The following is a 19820-nucleotide window of genomic DNA, read 5'->3' as shown; positions in this document are numbered from 1 at the left end:
GTATTCTAATGACACAAACAAAGACTTTAACGCTCGCAGAAATCGAAGACCTCTCCCTCCGCGCTCTGATGGCGGCTGGCACGTCGAAGGCCAATGCCCAACCTCTCGCCGCTGCTACAGCTGCCACCGAAGCCGATGGCGTAGCCAGCCATGGTTTGGCTTACATTCCTATTTATTGCGAGCACGTGCAGTGTGGAAAAGTCGATGGCCAAGCCACACCGGTTGTCAGCCAGCCACGCCCTAGCGTAGTGACCGTTGATGCCGCGACTGGATTTGCTCATCCCGCCATTGATGCCGGTTTCGAAAAACTCATCCCGCTGGCCAAAGAGCAAGGAATCGCGGCGCTTGCCATTCGAAACAGCTATAACTGCGGTGTTTTGGGATACCACACCTTTAGACTGGCGCAGATGGGTCTTTTGGGACTTGGGTTCACAAACGCGCCGGCCTCAATCGCGCCATCTGGCGGGGCAAAACCTGTTGTGGGTACCAACCCGTTTTCTATCGCTGCGCCCGGACCAGATGGTCAACCTGCAGTTTTGATAGACCAATCCGCAAGTACCATCGCAAAATCCGAAGTTATGAAGCACGCTCGCGAGGGGAAACCAATCCCAGAGGGTTGGGCTCTGGACCCTGACGGCAACCCAACCAAGGATCCCAATATCGGCCTGAAAGGTTCCATGGCACCGTCCGGAGGGTACAAGGGCGTTGGTGTCGCGCTACTGACCGAACTGATGGCCGCCGCCATGACCGGCGCGACGTTAGGCATAGACGCCTCGCCTTTTTCTGGAACGGCGGGCGGCCCACCCAAAACTGGTCAAATGTTCCTGGCCATAGACCCGGGCGCAACATCCGGTGGAGAGTTCGCGCAACGCATGGACGCGCTGGTTCAGGCGATCCACAGCCAAGACGGCGCGCATTTGCCGGGCGATGGCCGTCAGGCGAAACGCCAGCGCGCTTCGAGAGAGGGAGTTGCCGTAAACCAAGCGACATTGGATCGGATTGAAGCTCTGTTCACCTGAGACTGTGGCAAGCGTTTAACCGTCTGGCTTATGTTCAGATTGGGCGGTTCGGTCGATGCAACTGTGGATTTTTTCTACTGCTCGATCGACCTGACCACCCGCTGTTTACCAACTATCATAAGACTTCCGCGGCACGGCAAATCACCTTGCAAACCGGTCTGGACTGAAAGCCTGAATATCGGTTTGAGTTTGCCTGCCCGCTACTTCGTCTGCAACCAATCGACCCGTCGTCGCACCCAGCGTCAACCCCAACTGTCCGTGGCCTGTCGCAAAGGTCACGTTCGCCAATCTACCGCTTCGACCAATTATCGGACGCGTATCAGGTGTAAGCGGCCGACGTCCAAAACGGCGTTCAGCGTTGCCTGTCTGTAAACCGGGCAGAACCCGACGCGCCTTGTCCACGAGAATATCTGCGCGAGCCCAATTCGGTTCTTCGTTCATTCCCGCAAATTCGATTGTCCCGGCGACGGCAAGCGCCCCATCATAGGGCGTGATGCCGAACCCGCCTTTTGCGTAGAAAACTGTGTGAGCCAAGTCGACACTGCTGTCCTTCAAAGCTGTGGAATAGCCAACAACTCCCTCTAACTGCAGCGCAACACCCAACTCTGCAGCTAAATCCCGGGACCGCGTGCCCGCAGAAATGACGAACTCGTCTGCGGTGATGACTTGACCATCACGTAACCTGACGACCTTTACCTGACGGCCTTCTCGTTCAAAGCCATCTGCACTACCCGAAATAACTACCCCACCACGGCGCTTGAATGCTTCGTGCAGCATCTCGACCAACCGCTTGGGCTCGGTGACAAAACTCCAGTCTCGCAGCAGGGCGGCGTGTTTAAAGTCAGGGGCGATCGCCGGGTCAATCTCATGTGCTTCTCCGCCGCTGACTTCTTCGATAGTGCACCCAAGTTCGCGCGCCAAATCAAAGGCCGCCGCCATATTGGCGCGATCATCATCGCCATCGAACAGCTTGATAACTGGCCGTTCAACCAACAGCTCGGGATGTCCGATATCAGACAGTTGTGCCTTGAAATCTGCCGTTGCGAGAAAGGTAAGCCGCGCCAAATCCGCCGCGATTGAGCGCATTTTAGAAGGGCGCGCGTTGCCGACAAACCGTGTGAACCAAGGCATCAACCGCAGGGCCGAGCTTGGGCGAAGCGTTAATGGTGCCTTAGGGTGCATCAACAGCCCCGGAACCTTCAGCAGCATCCCCGGCTGAGACAAAGGCACAATCTCACCTACAGCTATACAGCCGCACGAGGCCCAACTGGCTCCTTCTCCCACCGGGCCCGGCTCGATGACGGTGACTTGGTAGCCTTCGGCCTGCAAAGCAAGCGCACAAGAAATACCCACGACGCCACCGCCGATCACCACCACCTTTGGCATGTCGTCTGGCCTTTCCTAAAGCGCCTGCAGCTGTTCAAACAGATCAACAGCGACCGAGACACCGTTTGCTTCAGTAGCTGCACGGTTTTTCAAGCGCCCATCGCCTGGAACGCGCGCATTTCCGTTGCCTTGGATTTCTGCACATATGCGCGTGACGTAGTCATCGAACGCGGGATTGCCGAACCGTTTCGGATCGATCGCAATAAGGGTTGCGCCCCCTTTGATGTTCAAAGCACCGTGCGCCTCACGGTTTTGATTGTCGACCGACAAGGTGCCGCCAGCCAAAGCTGCGCCCAATACCTCAATCAGGAACGCAATCGCAGCTCCCTTGTGCTCGCCAAAGGGCAACAGGCTGCGCGTTTCCAAAATGGCGTTTGGATCTGTCGTAGGCTGGCCAGTGGAATCCAGTCCGCTGGGAAGCGGAAGATCATGCCCTTCAGCCGCAGCCATGCGAACGTCCATTAGGGCGGCGACCGAGGACGCCTGATCCCAAACCACCGGCTCTTGACCCGTACGCGGGCAAGCAAAGGACATAGGGTTAGTCCCAAAGACAGGACGCACTCCACCCTGAGGCACGACCATCGACAAGGAATTCACCACGCCCAAGGCGACCAGCCCGGCTTGTGCAAGCGGTTCAGTGTCAAAACGCAGCGCACCCAGATGGTGGCAATTGGCGCAGGTAAAAGAAGCGATACCGTTTTCCCGAACCATCGCGATCAAGTCATCCCGCGCATCTGCGGCTGCTATTTGATAATACCCATTGTCGCCATCGCCTCGCAAAACACCGGGCGCAACACGTTCAATAGTCGGCTTTGCAGTTGGGTTTGCATAGTTCGAGGTAAAGCTTTGTGAATAGACAGGTAGCATCCGCAAGCCGTGGCTACGCGGTCCATCGCGTTCTGACCGCATCACCAGATCAGCAAGGATGTCGCTTCCACGGTCATCCATACCCTTGGACACAAGGACAGATTTGGCCAGTGCTTTCACCTCTTCGAGTGAGAGCTTTTTCGTCGGGGTGTCTGTCATTTTCCGCATCCTGTCCTTGTGTCTGGCTCTCGAGTGTCTTCACACCCGCATTTCAGCTATGAGTTATGGTATTCTAACCGTTTTTTGGCAACGAACTCATCCAACGCACCGCGCTGATCATCCGGCATGGGCGGTTTGACATAGTGGTCCAAAATACGCTGCGCTTCTTCGTTGCCGATAGTTTCGGCTGTTTTCGAACCTTCTGCTTCCCATTGTTCGAAACTGTCATTGTTCTGCAGCGGGTTCATATGCATCGGATGTTCGCGCGTATGATCTGTGCCCAAGAAGTGCCCACCCGGACCAATCGCCGAGATGTCATCCAAGATCGCGTCCAAGTTTTCCTCTTCGATGCCGCTGAAGAACCGATGGAAATTCTCAAGCTGGCGGGTGTCCTGCACCCATTTCGAATAGCTGACCCCAAGCGCACCTTCCAGAAAACCTGCCGAGTGCACGATATAGTTGGCTCCGCCCAGAAGCACTGGCCACATGGTGTTGGCGGTATCGAACGCCGCCTGCATGTCAGGGGTTTTCGACCCCGTCCACATCGTACAAGTCCGCCAAGGCACACCATAGAACCGCGCCATCTGACCCACCAACAGGTTCATTAGCCCCGGTTCAGGTGACCCCATCATCGGTGCGCCGGTTTTCATAGAAACACCCATGATCGCAACGCCCAGAACCATAGGAGCACCGCGACGGATGATCTGGCTGTAAGCCATACCCGCCAACGACTCTGCAATCAAAAGTGCTACACCGCCCTGCGGACTAGCCGGTGTCGATGCCCCGGCAAGGACAAAAGGCGACAGAAGACACGGCTGGTTGGCGCTGGCGTATACACGCAGGCTTTGCAGCATGGTCTCGTCCCAAACCAGCGGCGTGTTGCAGTTCAGTAGCGCAGCCATCACCACGTTGTTGTCTACGAACTCTTCGCCGAACACGATGCGGGTCATCTCAACCGAGTCCAGTGCGGCCTGTTCCGACAGAACCGAACCTTTAATTGGCTTGTCGGTCAGAGTCAGCGCCGCGTGAACCAGCTCGAGGTGGCGTTGTGGCACCGGCACGTCTTGCGGCTCGACCGGAAGCACGCCTGGGACCATCATCGCCTGGCTCATCTGACTAAGCTTGAAGAAGTTGTGCGCATCTTCCAGCATCGAAGGTCGTCGGACACCATCAAGGCCATAAACAAACGGTGCGCCGTATGCGTTCGCAAAAACCGAGTTCCGGTTCCCGACACGCAGTGATCTGGCGGGATTGCGGGCCGCATAGCCCCATTCCGAAGGAACCGCCGAAATCAGGTCCATCAACATGTCCCGACCGATACGGACGCGCTCTCCCTGAACGTCAGCGCCGTATTTTTTCCAATCAGCCAGAGCCACCGGGTCGCGGAATTCGATACCGGTAGTTTCTAAAATCGTCATGGCGGCATTGTGAATCTTCTCAACACCTTCGGGACCGAGCAGATCGATGGGGCCAACCTTGCGATTCAACGTCGGAAGGTAAACCGGCGGCGGATTGGTGCGGGCCTGTACCCGTGCTGCGCGACCGCCACGCCCTGAACGTGTTCTTACTTCTGCCATAGTAAACCCTCCGGATCAGGCGCGCGCACGGGCGCTGGTTGGGTCAACGGCGCAATTATCGATTACCTCGGCATCGCGCATTTCGTTGTGGACCAGTACCTGCATTTTGGTACCCGCCGCGGTCATATCCTGCGGCACCAAAGCCATCGCGATGTCGTGGTTGCAGTAATACGAGAACCCGCCCGAGGTGACGCGACCAATCAGCTTACCGTCCGCATAGACTCCTTCGTCGAACATCACAGACGTATCGCAGAAGGGCAGTTTCAGCGTGACCAGAGTGTTGTAGCCCCCCTCTTCCTGCTGTTTCACTAGCGCTGCCTTGCCGATGAAGTCACGCTCAACAACCTGGCCGCCAACCTTCTCAGTCATGGCGACAAAGCGGCCCAGATCGGCCTCATATGGGGTCAGATCCTTACAAATTTCGCGGTTGATCGCGCGATAGGATTTCTCAAGGCGCATGGATTCCAAGGCTTCGAGACCAAACGGTTTCACGCTGGCTTTCAGTAGCAGATCGACAAGATGTCGGTTGTAACCGACCGGATGATGCAGTTCCCATCCCAACTCGCCAGTATAAGACACACGCAGCAGGTGGACGCCCTTGGCGTAGCCTACTTCGCCCATCTGTGCCGACAACCAAGGGAAGGCTTCGTTGGAAAGATCATTGTCTGTCAGCGGCTGTAGAATTTCGCGCGCTTTTGGTCCAGCCAAGGCAATCACACCCAACTGTTCCGAGATATCTTCCAACACAACTGAACCATCCGTAGGCAGTAGTCGCTGCAGTTGATCCCAATTGTAAGCGCGCCAGTTCGGGGTTGAGATCAGGTAGAAGTCATCCTCGGAATAACGCACGATGGTGTATTCCGCATCCATGCCACCCTTGTCGTTTAGCATCAGAGACAGCGTCATACGACCGATCTTGGGCAACTTGTTGGCCATAAGACTGTCCAGCCATTTGGAGGCACCCGGACCACGCACCGTGAACTTTGTCATCGGCGACATTTCGATGAAACCGGCCTCTTCGCGTGTACGGCGCACCTCTTCCTGCACCAATTCCATGTGATTGGTGCGGCGGAAAGAGTGTTCTGGGATCGCCTCCTCAGGCGACTTTGCGAACCAGCGCGGAAATTCGTAACCGTTGAAGGTGGTCCAGACTGCTCCTTGGGCCGTTAGCAGGTCGTAAGAGCCCACGGTTTTCATCGGGCGCGCATCCGGGAAATCCTCACCCGGAACGTGCGCATCCATGTGGGTACCCCATGTCTCGCGTACCTTGTCCATGGTCCAGCGTTTAGACGCGTAGTCCGAGAACCGGCGCGGGTCGAGTTCCGACATGTCCATACCCGGATCACCATCGACGATCCACTTGGCCAGGCGATTACCTACAGTGCCGCCCCACAGGATGCCGCCCGGCATGCCTTCGGCCAGCCACAAGTTTTCATGACCCGGTGCTGGACCAGCCAGAGGAAGTTCATCCGGAGTCATCTGGAACGGACCACGCGTGTTGGCCTTGATGCCAACCTCGCCCAAGGTTGGGACACGTTCAATCGCACGCTCCCACTGCGTTTCCACTGCATCGAAATCCTCGGGCAGCAGGTCAGCGCCAAAATCCGGCGGAACGCGATCTTCGGCAAAGAGCTTCAGATCTTTGGTAAATTCATAGGGGCCGAACTGGATACCGCCCACGTCTTCGCGCAGATAAGCGCCATAGTCTTCGTCGCGCAGGATCGGGAACTCTGTCAGGCCTTGCGCGCGGCGCTCTTTCAACAGCGGCACGGTTTCCGTAGTCCAATACTGGTGAACAATCGGGATACAAGGCAGGTCCAGCCCCACACGGCGCGCGTTTTCGCGGGCATAGTTACCGGTGGCGAAAATCAGATGCTCGCAGGTGATCTCGCCCTGGTTGGTTGTGACTTTCCAGTGACCATTGCCCAGCTTTTCATAAGATTGGGCCTCGGTGTTTTGATAAACCTTTGCACCTGCGTCCCGCGCCAACTTAGCCAGCGCCATAGTAATATCAGCCGGGTTCACATAGCCGTCTTCGGTGTGCAGGATGCCACCACGAATATCGGGGCTTTGGTTGAGCAGAGGATGAATCTCTGCGATTTCTTCCGGTGTTACCAGCTTGCAAGGCACGCCCGCCGCTTCTGCAATGGAAATGTAGGACTGAAACTCATCCCATCGCTTTTCTGTGTTTGCTACGCGCAGTTGGCCAACTTTACGCAGACCGACGGAGGTTCCCATCTTTTCCTCAACCTCGGAGTAGATGCGGATGGTTTCCATCGTCATTTTGGATACGTTGTGTGACCGAACAAAAGTCACCAACAAGCCCGCCGCATGCCACGTGGATCCAGACGTCAGCGTCGTACGCTCCAACATAACGGCGTCGGAACACCCATGTTCCGTGAGGCCATACAGGATCGATGCCCCAACGCATCCGCCACCGACAACCACAACTTTTGCATGCGACTTCATTCAATCGACTCCCTAATTTGTGCCGAAATCGGCCAAAAACCCAGCACTCGTGCAAATCAATTATGCCGGGTTTGTCCGGAAACGCTGGCCGCCCATTAGGCTGGGTGCTAACCCAGCAAAATGGAAATGCCGCATTCCCGAATGCTGAAGAATACCATCGGTCGCAACGCGGCTGCGGGCAATTACAAAAAAATTCACTTTGACTTATTTGAGCTAATTCAATTTTGACCCTTCTATGATAAAAGCCTGTAAAACTAGTAGCTACAGGTCAAACCACCTTGCCCAAAGGCCCCTACGAACTCCCTCCGGTAAGCTCGCTGATCAGCTTCGAAGCGGCTGCGCGTCATGTCAGCTTTAAAAACGCCGCGACAGAGCTGAACGTGACGCCTGCAGCCGTAAGCCACCAAGTGAAATCTCTGGAACACGAACTGAACTGTTCTTTGTTTCGAAGGCACCACCGCGGGGTTGAGCTGACTGAAAGCGGGGCCTACTTGTTGGTTGCTTTGCAGCGAGGCCTCGAAGGTATCAGCGAAGCCTTGCAACAGCTGCGGTCGCAATATGACCGATCCGGTGTCACGATCCGATCCAGCACTGCAGTCAGCTCACTTTGGCTCACCCCCCGCCTTGCGCAATTCTGGAAAATTTACGGGCATATATCTGTGACTCAGGTGGTCACAGACCTGGGGTTCGACTCATCCAAGTGTGATCTCAGTATCTGCTATGGTGATGCTTCGGAGGAAAAAGGTAGTACCAATGTTCTATTTCGTGACCGCATCATGGCCCTTGGAAGCCCGCGCTTTCTGGAACAGACCAACATTACAGATATCCAAGACCTTGCCCGCATTCCCTTGGTTCACCTTGATGCGCCTGGCACAGGATGGACGGACTGGCGCGAATGGACAAACCAACTGGGATATGACGGGCCGCTGAACACGGCACATCGCGTGAACAATTATACTATTGCTCTTCAGGCTGCCCAGGACGACATGGGCGCCGTGCTGGGTTGGGAAGGCTTGACTGCTGAACTGGTCGCGTCCGGCAAACTGGTCAACTTGTTACCCCAGACGCTTTCTTCACCTTTGGACTTTTATGTAGCACTGCACAACACCGCGTCTGATCGGGCGCGGTTGGTTTATCGCTGGCTGGCTGAAACCACCTAATTTCCAAAAAATTCAATCCTGAGAAGCCACACTAACGGGTTTCTCTAAAACCACCCATGTCGCCTTTTTTGAGGTGAGTGTCGGTAATTGTTAAGCCACAGGTAGAGCGATCACTCTACCTAGCCTTTATGATAGACATGAAACACCAGATTGCCGCTCGCCTGCATGGTCAGTTCGAAGAAATGGGCTTTGCTGGCCCTGGCGTCGAGGCCTTGCGTGCTGGCGCTGATGTATCCCTGAGAACTCTCTACAAGTATTTTCCAAGCCGCGAAGCGATGGTCGTCGGCGCCCTGGAACATCGCGACAGAACCTATGCGGACTGGATCGGTAAAGGTCCGCAAGGCGGCCCGGCGCATGTGACCCATGTCCTACAGCGATTGTCAGACTGGTTGTTCGAGATTTCTAATTGCGGCTGCCTGTTTCGCAACGCCCTGTCCGCGTACCCAGACAGTGCCCCGATACGAGCGGCGGTTGAGGCGCATAAGCGCGGCGTACGAGAGCAATTTCGTCGACGGCTTTTAAATGTCGCGCAAGATTGTGATGCGGACGCATTGGCAGACCAGATGTTTGTTCTGCACGAAGGCTTGACCGAGTCCGCCCGATTGATCGGGCCTGAACGAGCCAGCCGCCAAACTCTTCACACCGCAAGCCTGATACTGGCTGCGGCAGACATCAGATAACCCTTTCAATCAAGCAGAAAGCCCCAAAATGAAGCTGAAGGAAATCCACATCTACGCCCACGACCTACCGGTCAAGAATGGCCCTTACACGATGGCCAGCGGTGCGGTTTGGGCGCTGGACACCACCATCGTCAAACTGGTGTCGGACACGGGCCATGTCGGCTGGGGTGAGACCTGCCCGGTAGGCCAAACCTATGCAGAAGCCCATGCACAAGGGGCGCGCGCCGCGCTAAATGCTATGGCAGAAGGGCTGATCGGTACTGAAGTGACCCCAGGCACTCTGCGTCGCAAGATGGATACCTTGCTGAATGGTCATAACTACGCCAAGGCCGCACTGGATATTGCCGCTCATGACCTTTTTGGCAAATCGCTGGGCGTGAATGTTGCCGATCTGCTAGGGGGTGCCGTCACCAACCGCGTGCCATCCTATTACGCCACCGGTATTGGCGCACCAGATGATATTGCACGCTTGGCCAAGGATAAGCTGGACGAGGGCTATCCCCGCCTGCAGGTCAAGGTCGGTGGCCGCCCCGTCGAGATCGACATCGAAACAATCTCAAAGGTTTGGGAGGCTATCAAAGGCAGCGGCATGCGTTTGGCTGTGGATGGCAACCGGGGTTGGACAACCCGTGATGCTCTGCGCGTCAGCCGGGAATTGCCGCGCATACCTTTCATCATGGAGCAGCCATGCAACACCATTGAAGACTTGGAAAAGATCCGCCCCCAAGTCACCCACGGTATTTACATGGATGAGAACAGCGTTGATCTGAATACCGTCGTTTCCGCAGCAGGCACCGGTTTGGTGGACGGTTTCGGGATGAAAGTTACACGCATCGGCGGCCTGACCCACATGCGCACCTTCCGCGACATTTGCGAGGCCCGCAACTTGCCGCATACCTGCGACGACAGCTGGGGCGGGGATATCATCGCTGCCGCATGCACTCAGATCGGAGCGACCGTTAAACCTGAACTATGCGAAGGTGTCTGGCTTGCCGCACCGTACATCGAAGGCAACTATGACCCTGAAAACGGCATTCAAATCGTGGGCGGCCATATCGAACGCCCGACTGGACCTGGCTTGGGTGTAACTCCTGACGAGGCAGTCTTTGGTTCTCCAGTCGCGTCTTTTGGAGGTTGAGATGATCCCTGAGAAAATGAAGGCCGTTCTGCTGACAGGTCACGGCGGCATCGACAAACTGGACTACCGGGATGACGTTCTCACCCCTCATCCCGGCGCGGGCGAGGTTTTGATCCGGGTTGCCGCAGCAGGTGTTAACAACACCGATATCAACACGCGTATCGGGTGGTATTCCAAAGCAGTCACGACCGATACGGAAACCGGCGGCGCGGAAGGTTTTGACAAGGTGGACGATGACGACGCGAGTTGGTCTGGAACACCCCTTACCTTCCCACGTATTCAAGGCGCGGATGTTTGCGGCCATGTGGTCGCTGTGGGTGAAGGCGTGGACCCTGCTCGCATCGGCGAACGCGTAATCGTGCGCAACATGCTGCGGACGTATGTCGACTATCGCCCTTATGAGTGCTGGACCCTTGGCAGCGAATGCGACGGCGGCTTTGCACAGTATTGCAAAGCACCGTCAGAGGAAACTCACGCCGTCGAATGTGATTGGTCCGACGCCGAACTCGCCGCAATACCCTGCGCATACTCCACGGCCGAGGGCATGTTGCATCGCGCAAACGTTGCTGCCGAGACGGTGCTGATTACCGGCGCATCGGGAGGCGTCGGCTCGGCTGCCGTACAATTGGCAAAACGGCGTGGCGCCACAGTGGTTGCCCTGTGCTCAAAATCCAAAACCGAGGCCGTCCGCTCACTGGGCGCTGATCGCATTCTCGATCGCGATGCTGACCTCGTCGCGGAACTGGGCTCAGGCTCTATCGATGTGGTCGTTGATTTGGTCGCCGGTCCGCAATGGCCCAGCCTTCTTGACGTTCTTCGTCGCGGCGGGCGCTATGCAACAGCGGGCGCTATCGCCGGACCGATCTGCGAAATCGATGTTCGCACGCTCTACCTGAAAGACCTGACGCTTTATGGTTGCACATTTCAGGAAGACATCGTGTTCGAAAGTCTCGTGAAATACATCGAGGCTGGCGAAATCCGTCCTGTCGTGGCCCAAACCTACCAACTGTCTGACATCGCCAAGGCGCAGGAAGATTTTCTTGCCAAAAAGCACACCGGCCAACTTGTGCTGATCCCACCGCAGGAGTGATCCATGAAGATCAAGAAAATCGACTTGTTCGAACTGCACTTGCCGTACTCAGGAGGCAGTTACGAGTTGTCTGGTGGGCGGACTTATACGGGCTTTGACAGCGTCATGGTCTGCCTGACCGCGGATGACGGCACCGAGGGCTGGGGCGAGAGTACGCCATTTGGCCCAAACTATATCGCAGCCCATGCCCGGGGTGCGCGGGCTGGGATCGAAGAAATCGCTCCGCATCTGATCGGTCGGGATCCGCGCGATGTTGACCGGATCAACGACGCGATGGACGAAGCGCTATTGGGGCACAATCATGCCAAGAACGCCATCGACCTAGCCTGCTGGGACATGTTCGGCAAATCCGTTGGTCTGCCGGTCTTTAAGCTACTTGGCGGGGGCACAGGAAAACGGCTTCCGGCGATCAGCTCAATTTACGCTGGCACACCGGAAGACATGCGCGCACGTGTCGCCGAGCACCGCAAGATAGGCTATATGGGTCACTCTGTAAAAGTTGGTGCGCTGGACAGTGAAGGCGGCCCGCAACTGGATGCCGAACGCATCGCGGCCTCGCTAGCGGATCGCCAACCGGGTGAGTACTTTATTGTAGATGCCAATGGCGGGTTGATCCCCGAGACCGCATTGCGGATGTTGCGCGCCCTGCCCGACGGTTTGGACTTTGTGTTGGAGGCTCCCTGTGCGACGTGGCGCGAGACCCTTTCGTTACGCCAGCGATGCGACGTTCCAATCATTCTCGATGAACTGGCGCAGGATGACGGCGACATCTCCAAACTGGTGGCGCTGGACGTGGCGGACGGGATCGGGCTTAAGATATCGAAGGCTGGAGGCTTGACCCACGCGCGCCGCCATCGCGATATCTGCCGGGCCGCCGGTCTAACAATCAGCGTACAAGATACGGTCGGATCCACTTTGTCGGCAGCATCGATCTTTCATATGGGCGCGACAGTGCCTGAACGTTTGTTGCGCTGCGTTCTGGACCCGCGCGACATGGTCACGGTGCAAACAGGGGCGTTCGACGCTCCGATCGAAAACGGCGGCGTGCTGCCACCCGATGCGCCCGGCCTTGGTGTAACCGTCAACCGCGATCTTCTGGCCGAGCCTGTTGCGACCTGGGAAGAGTAACTGAAACCAAAACACACACTGGACTGTGCTGTTCTCGGGGCCGTCGCACGCAGAACTTAGCTGCACCACCAAAGCGTAAGAAACCGGTGACAAGAAAACGCGCCGCCTCTTTCAAGGCGGCGCGTTCTGGGTTTGGGGATAAACGTGGCTTATTCTGCGGCCTGTGTGACAACACCGTGTTTGTCACGCTGGCTGTCGCGATACAGCGCTTTCGCAAGAGCAACCATCATCAGGCCCATAACCATCGTAAACGGTAGCGCGCCGATGATCATCGCGTTGCGCAGAGCATCCATCGGGTTGTTTTCACCCGCGGCCAGGATCAGCGCACCAATAACAGCCATCAGGATCAGGCCCCAAATGATGCGGTGCTTGATGCCTGTTTCCTGGCTGCCACCAGACATAATGGTGTTCATCACCAGAATGCCCGAGTCAGCTGAGGTAACGAGGAAGGTCATGATCAGGATCACGCACATGACGTTCAGCATGGACAACAGACCACCGTCGATCATGTAAGACAACGTCACAAAAAGTTTGTTGGTATTCGATGCTCCGATGATCGCACCCTCGGCGGCACCGGCCAACTCCAGATCGATAGCTGTACCACCCAAAACGGTCATCCACGCAAAGCAGACAAGCGCCGGGGCGAATACGCAGCCCAGAATGAACTCACGTACGGTACGACCCTTTGAGATCCGCGCCAAGAACAGGCCAACGAAAGGCGAGAACGCAATCCACCATGCCCAGTAGAAGGTTGTCCAACCGGACTGCCAGCCAAACTGACGCCCCTGCTCACCTGCAGCGTACGCTGCAGCGAGTGTTGCTTCGTCCAATTCAGCTGCAGCACCTTCGAGCCCGCTTTTGAAGCCGTCAAAGCTGCCCCATGCGTTGGTCGCGCCACCCATCAGGTCAGCTGCGTGCGCCTGTGCTTCGGCAGGCAGAGCCGCCGCAAAAGCTTCAGTCGACAGCGGGCCGTAAGCGCCAAAGCTGAGGGAAATGAAGTTTAGGATGTAGTCCACCATTGCGGTGCCATAGGTGGTCATTGCGAAAACAAACGACCCAAACACAACGAACGTGCCCAGCAGGATGATCGACAGGACAAGGTTCAAGTTCGACAGGTACTTAACCCCACGCCCAACACCTGAGACCGCCGACAGGATCGACAGCGACATGATGACAACCAAGCCCGCGATCAGGCCAACTTTGCTGGGGGTCGGAACTTCGCCGCCCAGGTTCATCACCCATTCCATGCCAGTGATTGCGTAGACACCGTCGATGAACTGGCTGACGCCGTATCCAATGGTCACGGACACACCCAGGATCGTCGCAACAACGCCCAGTACGTCCACCACGTGGCCAAGAAAGCCGTTCATCAAACGCCCGAACAACGGCGTCAAAGCCGCACGAATGGTCAGCGGCATGTTGCGTGTGTAGGCGTAGTAAGCCAGCGACAGGCCCGTGACCACGTAGATTGCCCAAGCGTGGAAACCATAGTGCAGATAAGTAAAGCGATAGGCAGACTGCAACGCTTCGGGCGAGTTACCCGCGACGTCTCCAGCTACAACAACCGGGTTAGAACCCCAAAGACCAAGCGGTTCGGCGGTTGCAAATACCATAAGGCCCACACCCAGACCGGCACCGAACATCATCGAGAACCAAGAAAAGTTCGAAAACTCGGGCTTTTCACCGGGGGTTCCCATGACGCGTTTACCGGTTGCAGGGATGATAGCGACAATTGCCAGGAAGAAGAAAAACAGCCCCACAATGACAACGTAGAAACTGTTGAACGTTTCCAACAGCGTGCCGTTCAAGCTGCCCAGCGTGCCATTTGCGTTAGCCGGAAACACAAGCGCCCAAAGCACCAGCGCCACCATAATCCCCTTACTGATCAATGCGATCGGGGTACTGTAGTTCTCGTAAAAACCGGCATCCGCCGTTTTTATCTCGAGATCCGTAAACGGTTCGGGTATCGACATTATTTTCCTCCGTGTTGTCTTTTCTTTTTCGGCCCCGGCGCAACTCTCCTTTAATTGGGCGGGGTCGTTTAGTTTTGGCGCAGATCGTGCAATTACAGCGCCAGCACCAAGCGGTCAGACTTCGCCCGCGACACGCAGGTGCACATGTAGCTGTTCGAGGCCTGCTCTTCGGGTGTTAGAATACCGTCGCGGTGGTCCACTTCTCCCTCAACGACATCAACCATACAGGAACCGCACAATCCTTCAGAACAACCGAAGTCCACGTGGACCCCGTTACTCTTGAGAACTTCGAGAATGGTTTCGTCTGTTGAGACCGTATAAACGGCGCCAGTGGATAGAACTTCGACTTCGAAACTATCGTTGGGTGCATGCTCTATGTCTGACGCAGGCGCAAAACGCTCAAAATGGATCGCGCCGCCGCGCAGGGCGGTACCTGCTTCGAGCACGGCGTTCAACATAGGCTCGGGGCCGCAGGTATACACATCAGCGCCCATCGGCATCGATTGCATCACCGCAGACAAATCAAATGCGCCGTCAGTATCGTCGCAATGGAGGTAATACCACTCGTCCAGACCCAACGCCCGGAACTTGTCGTCCATTGCGGCAAGGTCTTTGGAGCGGACCAAGTAGTAAACACGAAAGTCCTGTCCGCGGTTCAGAAGCTCCCGGGCCATAGCCACCATCGGAGTGGCTCCAATTCCGCCAGCGATCAGCGTGACATGGCGATCATGACTTTCAAGGTTGAAGTGATTGCGCGGACCACCAATCGCTACTTCAGCGCCCTCTTGCAGAGCGTGCATAGCTATTGAGCCGCCGCGACCGTCTTCCTCGCGCTTAACAGCAACGTTGATCGTGCGGCCGTCTTGGCTCCAACTCCAGAGAGAATACTGGCGAACCACGTCGTCACTCAGGTGAACGTCCACATGCGCACCGGGTTCAAGACCAGTGAAACGACCACTGGGTATTTCAAAGCAGAAATCTGATGTATCCGGGCTGAGTTCAGTTTTCCGGACCAGACGCGCGATCTGAGTATTCATCGGGTTCCCATCCTTTAGATGCCGAAATGCGCAGCAAACAGGTATGTGCTGCATTGGCGTTGACTCTTACCGGCGTGAACCGGCCCCGCCCCGGATGGACGACCTTACAAAAGCTGCCATTCCACACTGGATTGAGTGCAGGCGATCAGCAGGCGCCAAAGCTGCAGAAAAAAAGATAGTTTTCAATTGCAATATTTTTCACACTCAGATGAAGTAGGCTCACGTTAAAAAACAGAGCCACGTACAACTATGTCACGACGCCACTATAACCTGCCACCGCTGGCGACCTTGTCCGCGTTCGAAGCAGCCGCGCGCCATCTGAGTTTTAAAGAGGCGGCAAGCGAATTGTCCGTTACACCCGGCGCAGTTAGCCATCAGATCAAGGCTTTGGAAACAGAACTGGCGGCTCCATTATTTATACGCAAACACCGTGGCGTTGATCTGACAGAAGACGGCGCGGCGCTTTATGATGTCTTAGGCACGTCGTTCCTCAAAGTTTCAAAGGTGCTGGAACAAATTCGCAGCGGAGATGCAGAAAACCATGTAACCGTGGGATCAAGCACGGCTGTTGCGGGTTTATGGCTATCCCCTTCCGTAATTCGATTCTGGCAGGACTATCCGCACGTAAAAGTGAACCAGATGGCAGAGGATACGTCTTTCTCTGATCGCCCTGACGTAGATTTCTACATTCGATACGGAGAGGACCCAAATTCCAATCTGCCACATACGAAACTTTATCGCGACACTTTGATTCCGGTTTGTAGCCCTGAGATGGCAGCTGAGCTAAAGGGGGCCAGCGTCAGCGATCTGACACAGCATCGCCTGATCCATCTTGAAAGCAAGGACAACACGTGGACGTCTTGGTCGGACTGGCTTCAGGCGCTTGGGTTTAATGAGAATATACAGACGCATTGGCGGGTGAATAGCTATGCGCTTGCCTTGCAGGTGGCGCGCAAAGGGGCCGGTTTGGCTTTGGGCTGGAGACGCTTGATTCAACCGATGCTAAGCTCTGGCAAGCTTGTAGCATTAGAAGAATTCAACGTCCCCGCACCTCATAACTTCTACCTTGTGGGCCGTGAAGACGCACAGCTTTCAGAAGGAGCACTAGCCCTGAAGGAGTGGCTACTGAATGAAGTGCAAGACGGTTCGGTTTAGTTTGCCTAACTCAACGATTAGGATTTTTGGTATTGAAGGCGAGGGGTTTGCCCTGCCAATGGAAGCTTAACCAAACGCCATTCAAAAACTTAGGAGTGACTGATGAACAAGCATGCACCGCTTTCGTCTGTTCTGACCCCGGTAAACACAGCAAAGGGGCTGCCAAACGCGCATTACATCGACCCCGAGGTGTTCGCCGAAGAACGGGAATCGGTCCTGTTTGCGAATTGGTCAGGCATCGGCTTTGGCAAGGATATCCCCGAAGCAGGTGACGCCAAACCTGTCGACTTTCTTGGCATGCCCCTTTTGATGGTACGCGATCGCACAGGCGAGATTGGCGTCTTCCAAAATACCTGCCGCCACCGCGGAATGATCCTGGTCGACAAACCGCAAAAGATCCGTGGCGCGATCCGCTGCCCCTACCATAGCTGGTGCTATGGCCTGAACGGAGAACTGCGCACTGCACCCCACGTCGGCGGTCCCGGTCAAAATACGCACGAAGATCTGGATTTCTCGGAGCTGGGACTGATCCGCATCCGCTCTTACGTCTGGCGCGATGTGGTCTTTGTGAACGTCGATGGCAACGCACCGGCTTTCGAAGAAGTTCACGGCGAGCTGATGGAGCGCTGGAAAGAGTTCGAACAGCCAATGTATCACGGTGGCGCAGGTGCTTCGGTTGAGCTGGAACTGGACGCGAACTGGAAACTGGCTGTTGAGAACTTTTGTGAGAGCTACCACCTGCCGTGGGTTCACCCGGGCTTGAATAGTTATTCGCGTCTGGAAGACCACTACAACATCAACGAACTTGGGAAATACTCAGGTCAGGGCACACTGGTCTATCGCCAGTTCGAAGGTCAGGACGGCGAAAAGCTGGCTGATTTTCCGGGTCTCGGTGAAAAGTGGAACGAAGGTGCAGAATACATCGTCGTCTATCCGAATGTCATGCTGGGTGTTCAACGCGACCACGGGTTCGCCTTTATCCTTGAGCCTGTGACGCACGAAAAGACCATCGAGCATATTGAGCTTTATTACTCCCAAAAACCCGAAGAAGCACCCGAGCACGAACCGCTTCGCGCAAAAAACTCGGCCCTTTGGAGCACCGTGTTCCAAGAAGACGTTTTCGTTGTTGAAGGTATGCAAAAAGGACGCCACGGCGTTCTGTTCGACGGCGGTCGTTTCTCGCCCGCGATGGACGGACCGACTCATTGCTTCCACCACTGGGTCGCCTCGCAAGTCGAGAAAGGTCGCGCTGAGGCATGAGCGATTTTTTGAAGGACGGTCTGGCCAGAAATTTTCTGGCCGGATCGTGGGTTGAGGGTGACAAGGGCGCGTCTATAGCTGTTGAAGATCCCGGCACCCAAGATCACGTCGCCGCTTGTGCGCAGGCCAGCGAAGAGACGTTGGCGCAAGCGCTTGAGGTTGCGCGCACCTCATTTGAACGGGGTGATTTGGCGGATATGAACCCGGCAGGTCGTGGCCGGATGATGATCCGTATCGCACAAGAGATACGCAACATCGCGGATGAAGGTGCGATACTGCTCTGCCGTGAAAGCGGTAAGACACTCACAGCGGCTCGGGATGAATTCATCGAGGCAGCGCAATACTTCGAATACTACGGCGGCGTTTCCGACAAGATTGAAGGTAAATCAATCCCGCTGGGACCCGACTACGCGGACTTTACTGTTTTCGAACCCTACGGAGTGTCAGCGCAGATCGTACCATGGAACTTTCCTGTCTCCATTGCGGCCCGGTCGTTGGCGCCGTCGATGGCGGCGGGCAACTCAAGCATTATCAAGTCACCGGAACTGGACCCAATTGCACTGTCCATGCTGGGCGTAGCACTCGAGCGCGCAGAGGTGCCCGCCGGTGCGGTTTCAATTCTGAACGGCATCGGTTCGGATTTGGGTGCAAAGCTGGTCTCAAGCTCTCAGGTGGATCAGATCGTTTTCACGGGTTCAGTCCCGACCGGTCAACATATCCTGCGATCCGCAGCTGAAAATGTGATCCCCTCATTGATGGAGCTAGGGGGAAAGTCCGCCGCCATTGCCTTTGATGATGCCGATCTGGATACACTGATATCCAGTTTACAAAGTGGTATTTTCTACAATGCAGGTCAGGTCTGTTCAGCAATGGCCCGTGTTTTGGTTCATCGCTCGATCTATGATCAGGCTGTGGACCGCGCAGCAGAACTGGCAAACGGCCTAAGCGTTGGGCACGGTCTCGATAATCCCGACCACACACCGGTTATCTCGTCCTTGCAACTGCAACGCGTCGAAGAGATCACATCCACCGCTCGTCAGGATGGCGCACGCGTCGCAGCAGGTGGAGAGCGCCTGGACCGCAAGGGCTACTTCATGGCGCCGACCATTCTGGCGGATGTCGACCCGGCAAGCCGCATCGCGCAAAACGAGGTATTCGGCCCCGTCACCTGTTTCACGCCTTTCGATACCGAGGCCGAAGCTATCGCAATGGCTAACGGCACCGAATTCGGACTGGTTGCAGGGATCTTTACCTGCGACCTGGCGCGGGCTCATCGGGTTGCACGCAAGCTGCGGGCCGGTCAGGTGTTTGTAAACGAGTGGTTCGCTGGCGGCGTCTCAACCCCTTTTGGTGGCGTGGGCAAATCGGGTTTCGGGCGTGAAAAGGGGCTGGAAGCGCTCTATAACTATGTTCGCACTAAGAACATTGCGATTTCGCTGAAAGGCTGAACGTGAAACTGGAAGAATTGGATAAGCAATTGCTGCAGGCGCACAAGGATTATGATGTGCCAGCGCTGATACGCTTGTATCACGAGGCCGCAAATCAGGCGGATCAGCGACAAGACCATGATGCCGCCTGTTTTTACCTGACCCATGCGTTTGTCTTTGCGCTGGAACACGGAGCCCCCGAAGCGGATGAGTTGAACCGAAAGCTCTTTGAGCGTGGACGAGCCCAACGATTGAAGTTTTAACCGTTGGGGACCGGAGTGTCGGTCAGTCAGAG

At 56.0% G+C, this 19820-nt stretch carries 16 protein-coding genes; 10 read left to right on the top strand and 6 right to left on the bottom strand.

What is annotated here, in order from left to right:
* Window positions 1-8 precede the first annotated feature (8 nt).
* A complete protein-coding gene (locus ACR0EO_RS14790) occupies window positions 9-1019 on the top strand; it encodes an Ldh family oxidoreductase (RefSeq protein WP_480691230.1) in 1011 nt (336 codons plus the stop codon).
* 141 nt (window positions 1020-1160) lie between these two features.
* Here the strand turns inward: ACR0EO_RS14790 and ACR0EO_RS14785 are convergent, their stop codons facing one another.
* From ACR0EO_RS14785 to ACR0EO_RS14770, 4 genes are read right to left on the bottom strand one after another with little or no spacing between them, the layout of a single operon-like run.
* Window positions 1161-2405, bottom strand: coding sequence for an NAD(P)/FAD-dependent oxidoreductase (locus tag ACR0EO_RS14785; protein ID WP_480691228.1), 1245 nt, complete (start codon window positions 2403-2405; stop codon window positions 1161-1163).
* A gap of 15 nt (window positions 2406-2420) precedes the next feature.
* Window positions 2421-3431: an Ldh family oxidoreductase gene (locus ACR0EO_RS14780; RefSeq protein ID WP_480691226.1), complete on the bottom strand. Its 1011-nt coding sequence runs from the start codon at window positions 3429-3431 to the stop codon at window positions 2421-2423.
* Between the two features lie 56 nt (window positions 3432-3487).
* On the bottom strand, window positions 3488-5008 hold the full coding sequence (locus ACR0EO_RS14775; RefSeq protein WP_480691224.1) for a trimethylamine methyltransferase family protein: 1521 nt from the start codon (window positions 5006-5008) through the stop codon (window positions 3488-3490).
* 15 nt (window positions 5009-5023) lie between these two features.
* Window positions 5024-7477: a GcvT family protein gene (locus ACR0EO_RS14770; protein ID WP_480691222.1), complete on the bottom strand. Its 2454-nt coding sequence runs from the start codon at window positions 7475-7477 to the stop codon at window positions 5024-5026.
* A 278-nt stretch (window positions 7478-7755) separates the two neighbouring features.
* Here ACR0EO_RS14770 and ACR0EO_RS14765 point away from each other — a divergent pair, with 278 nt between their 5' ends.
* The 5 genes from ACR0EO_RS14765 to ACR0EO_RS14745 all read left to right on the top strand — a co-directional run bounded on the left by ACR0EO_RS14765 (window position 7756) and on the right by ACR0EO_RS14745 (window position 12673).
* A complete protein-coding gene (locus ACR0EO_RS14765; protein ID WP_480691220.1) occupies window positions 7756-8637 on the top strand; it encodes a LysR family transcriptional regulator in 882 nt (293 codons plus the stop codon).
* A gap of 137 nt (window positions 8638-8774) precedes the next feature.
* Window positions 8775-9317, top strand: coding sequence for a TetR/AcrR family transcriptional regulator (locus tag ACR0EO_RS14760; protein WP_480691217.1), 543 nt, complete (start codon window positions 8775-8777; stop codon window positions 9315-9317).
* A gap of 28 nt (window positions 9318-9345) precedes the next feature.
* Complete coding sequence (locus ACR0EO_RS14755; protein WP_480691215.1) at window positions 9346-10455, top strand: mandelate racemase/muconate lactonizing enzyme family protein; 1110 nt, start codon at window positions 9346-9348, stop codon at window positions 10453-10455.
* 1 nt (window position 10456) lies between these two features.
* Entirely contained in the window at window positions 10457-11545 is a 1089-nt protein-coding gene (locus ACR0EO_RS14750; RefSeq protein ID WP_480691213.1) for an alcohol dehydrogenase family protein, read from the top strand.
* Between the two features lie 3 nt (window positions 11546-11548).
* A complete protein-coding gene (locus ACR0EO_RS14745) occupies window positions 11549-12673 on the top strand; it encodes a mandelate racemase/muconate lactonizing enzyme family protein (RefSeq protein ID WP_480691211.1) in 1125 nt (374 codons plus the stop codon).
* A gap of 149 nt (window positions 12674-12822) precedes the next feature.
* On the opposite strand, the gene ACR0EO_RS14740 is transcribed toward ACR0EO_RS14745, so the two are convergent.
* Complete coding sequence (locus ACR0EO_RS14740; RefSeq protein WP_480691209.1) at window positions 12823-14646, bottom strand: BCCT family transporter; 1824 nt, start codon at window positions 14644-14646, stop codon at window positions 12823-12825.
* Between the two features lie 92 nt (window positions 14647-14738).
* Window positions 14739-15683 carry a PDR/VanB family oxidoreductase gene (locus tag ACR0EO_RS14735; RefSeq protein WP_480691207.1) on the bottom strand — a complete coding sequence of 315 codons (945 nt, stop codon included), beginning with the start codon at window positions 15681-15683 and terminating at the stop codon, window positions 14739-14741.
* A 249-nt stretch (window positions 15684-15932) separates the two neighbouring features.
* Between ACR0EO_RS14735 and ACR0EO_RS14730 the strand changes: the two genes are divergently transcribed.
* The 4 genes from ACR0EO_RS14730 to ACR0EO_RS14715 all read left to right on the top strand — a co-directional run bounded on the left by ACR0EO_RS14730 (window position 15933) and on the right by ACR0EO_RS14715 (window position 19788).
* On the top strand, window positions 15933-16838 hold the full coding sequence (locus tag ACR0EO_RS14730; protein ID WP_480691205.1) for a LysR substrate-binding domain-containing protein: 906 nt from the start codon (window positions 15933-15935) through the stop codon (window positions 16836-16838).
* Window positions 16839-16940: 102 nt separating this feature from the next.
* Entirely contained in the window at window positions 16941-18098 is a 1158-nt protein-coding gene (locus ACR0EO_RS14725) for an aromatic ring-hydroxylating oxygenase subunit alpha (protein WP_480691203.1), read from the top strand.
* Window positions 18095-19546, top strand: coding sequence for an aldehyde dehydrogenase family protein (locus ACR0EO_RS14720; RefSeq protein WP_480691201.1), 1452 nt, complete (start codon window positions 18095-18097; stop codon window positions 19544-19546). The genes ACR0EO_RS14725 and ACR0EO_RS14720 overlap by 4 nt, the downstream gene beginning before the upstream one ends.
* 2 nt (window positions 19547-19548) lie before the next feature.
* Window positions 19549-19788: a hypothetical protein gene (locus ACR0EO_RS14715; protein WP_480691199.1), complete on the top strand. Its 240-nt coding sequence runs from the start codon at window positions 19549-19551 to the stop codon at window positions 19786-19788.
* Window positions 19789-19820: the final 32 nt, after the last annotated feature.

The organism is Ruegeria sp. BE9 (assembly GCF_056538765.1).
This window is presented reverse-complemented; position numbering and strand designations above follow the sequence as displayed.

Bases quoted from the DNA above. Each gene is read 5' to 3' on its own strand.
- ACR0EO_RS14790 (WP_480691230.1), top strand. From the start codon at position 9: ATGACACAAACAAAGACTTTAACGCTCGCAGAAATCGAAGACCTCTCC.
- ACR0EO_RS14785 (WP_480691228.1), bottom strand. From the start codon at position 2,405: ATGCCAAAGGTGGTGGTGATCGGCGGTGGCGTCGTGGGTATTTCTTGT.
- ACR0EO_RS14780 (WP_480691226.1), bottom strand. From the start codon at position 3,431: ATGACAGACACCCCGACGAAAAAGCTCTCACTCGAAGAGGTGAAAGCA.
- ACR0EO_RS14775 (WP_480691224.1), bottom strand. From the start codon at position 5,008: ATGGCAGAAGTAAGAACACGTTCAGGGCGTGGCGGTCGCGCAGCACGG.
- ACR0EO_RS14770 (WP_480691222.1), bottom strand. From the start codon at position 7,477: ATGAAGTCGCATGCAAAAGTTGTGGTTGTCGGTGGCGGATGCGTTGGG.
- ACR0EO_RS14760 (WP_480691217.1), top strand. From the start codon at position 8,775: ATGAAACACCAGATTGCCGCTCGCCTGCATGGTCAGTTCGAAGAAATG.
- ACR0EO_RS14755 (WP_480691215.1), top strand. From the start codon at position 9,346: ATGAAGCTGAAGGAAATCCACATCTACGCCCACGACCTACCGGTCAAG.
- ACR0EO_RS14750 (WP_480691213.1), top strand. From the start codon at position 10,457: ATGATCCCTGAGAAAATGAAGGCCGTTCTGCTGACAGGTCACGGCGGC.
- ACR0EO_RS14745 (WP_480691211.1), top strand. From the start codon at position 11,549: ATGAAGATCAAGAAAATCGACTTGTTCGAACTGCACTTGCCGTACTCA.
- ACR0EO_RS14740 (WP_480691209.1), bottom strand. From the start codon at position 14,646: ATGTCGATACCCGAACCGTTTACGGATCTCGAGATAAAAACGGCGGAT.
- ACR0EO_RS14735 (WP_480691207.1), bottom strand. From the start codon at position 15,683: ATGAATACTCAGATCGCGCGTCTGGTCCGGAAAACTGAACTCAGCCCG.
- ACR0EO_RS14730 (WP_480691205.1), top strand. From the start codon at position 15,933: ATGTCACGACGCCACTATAACCTGCCACCGCTGGCGACCTTGTCCGCG.
- ACR0EO_RS14725 (WP_480691203.1), top strand. From the start codon at position 16,941: ATGAACAAGCATGCACCGCTTTCGTCTGTTCTGACCCCGGTAAACACA.
- ACR0EO_RS14720 (WP_480691201.1), top strand. From the start codon at position 18,095: ATGAGCGATTTTTTGAAGGACGGTCTGGCCAGAAATTTTCTGGCCGGA.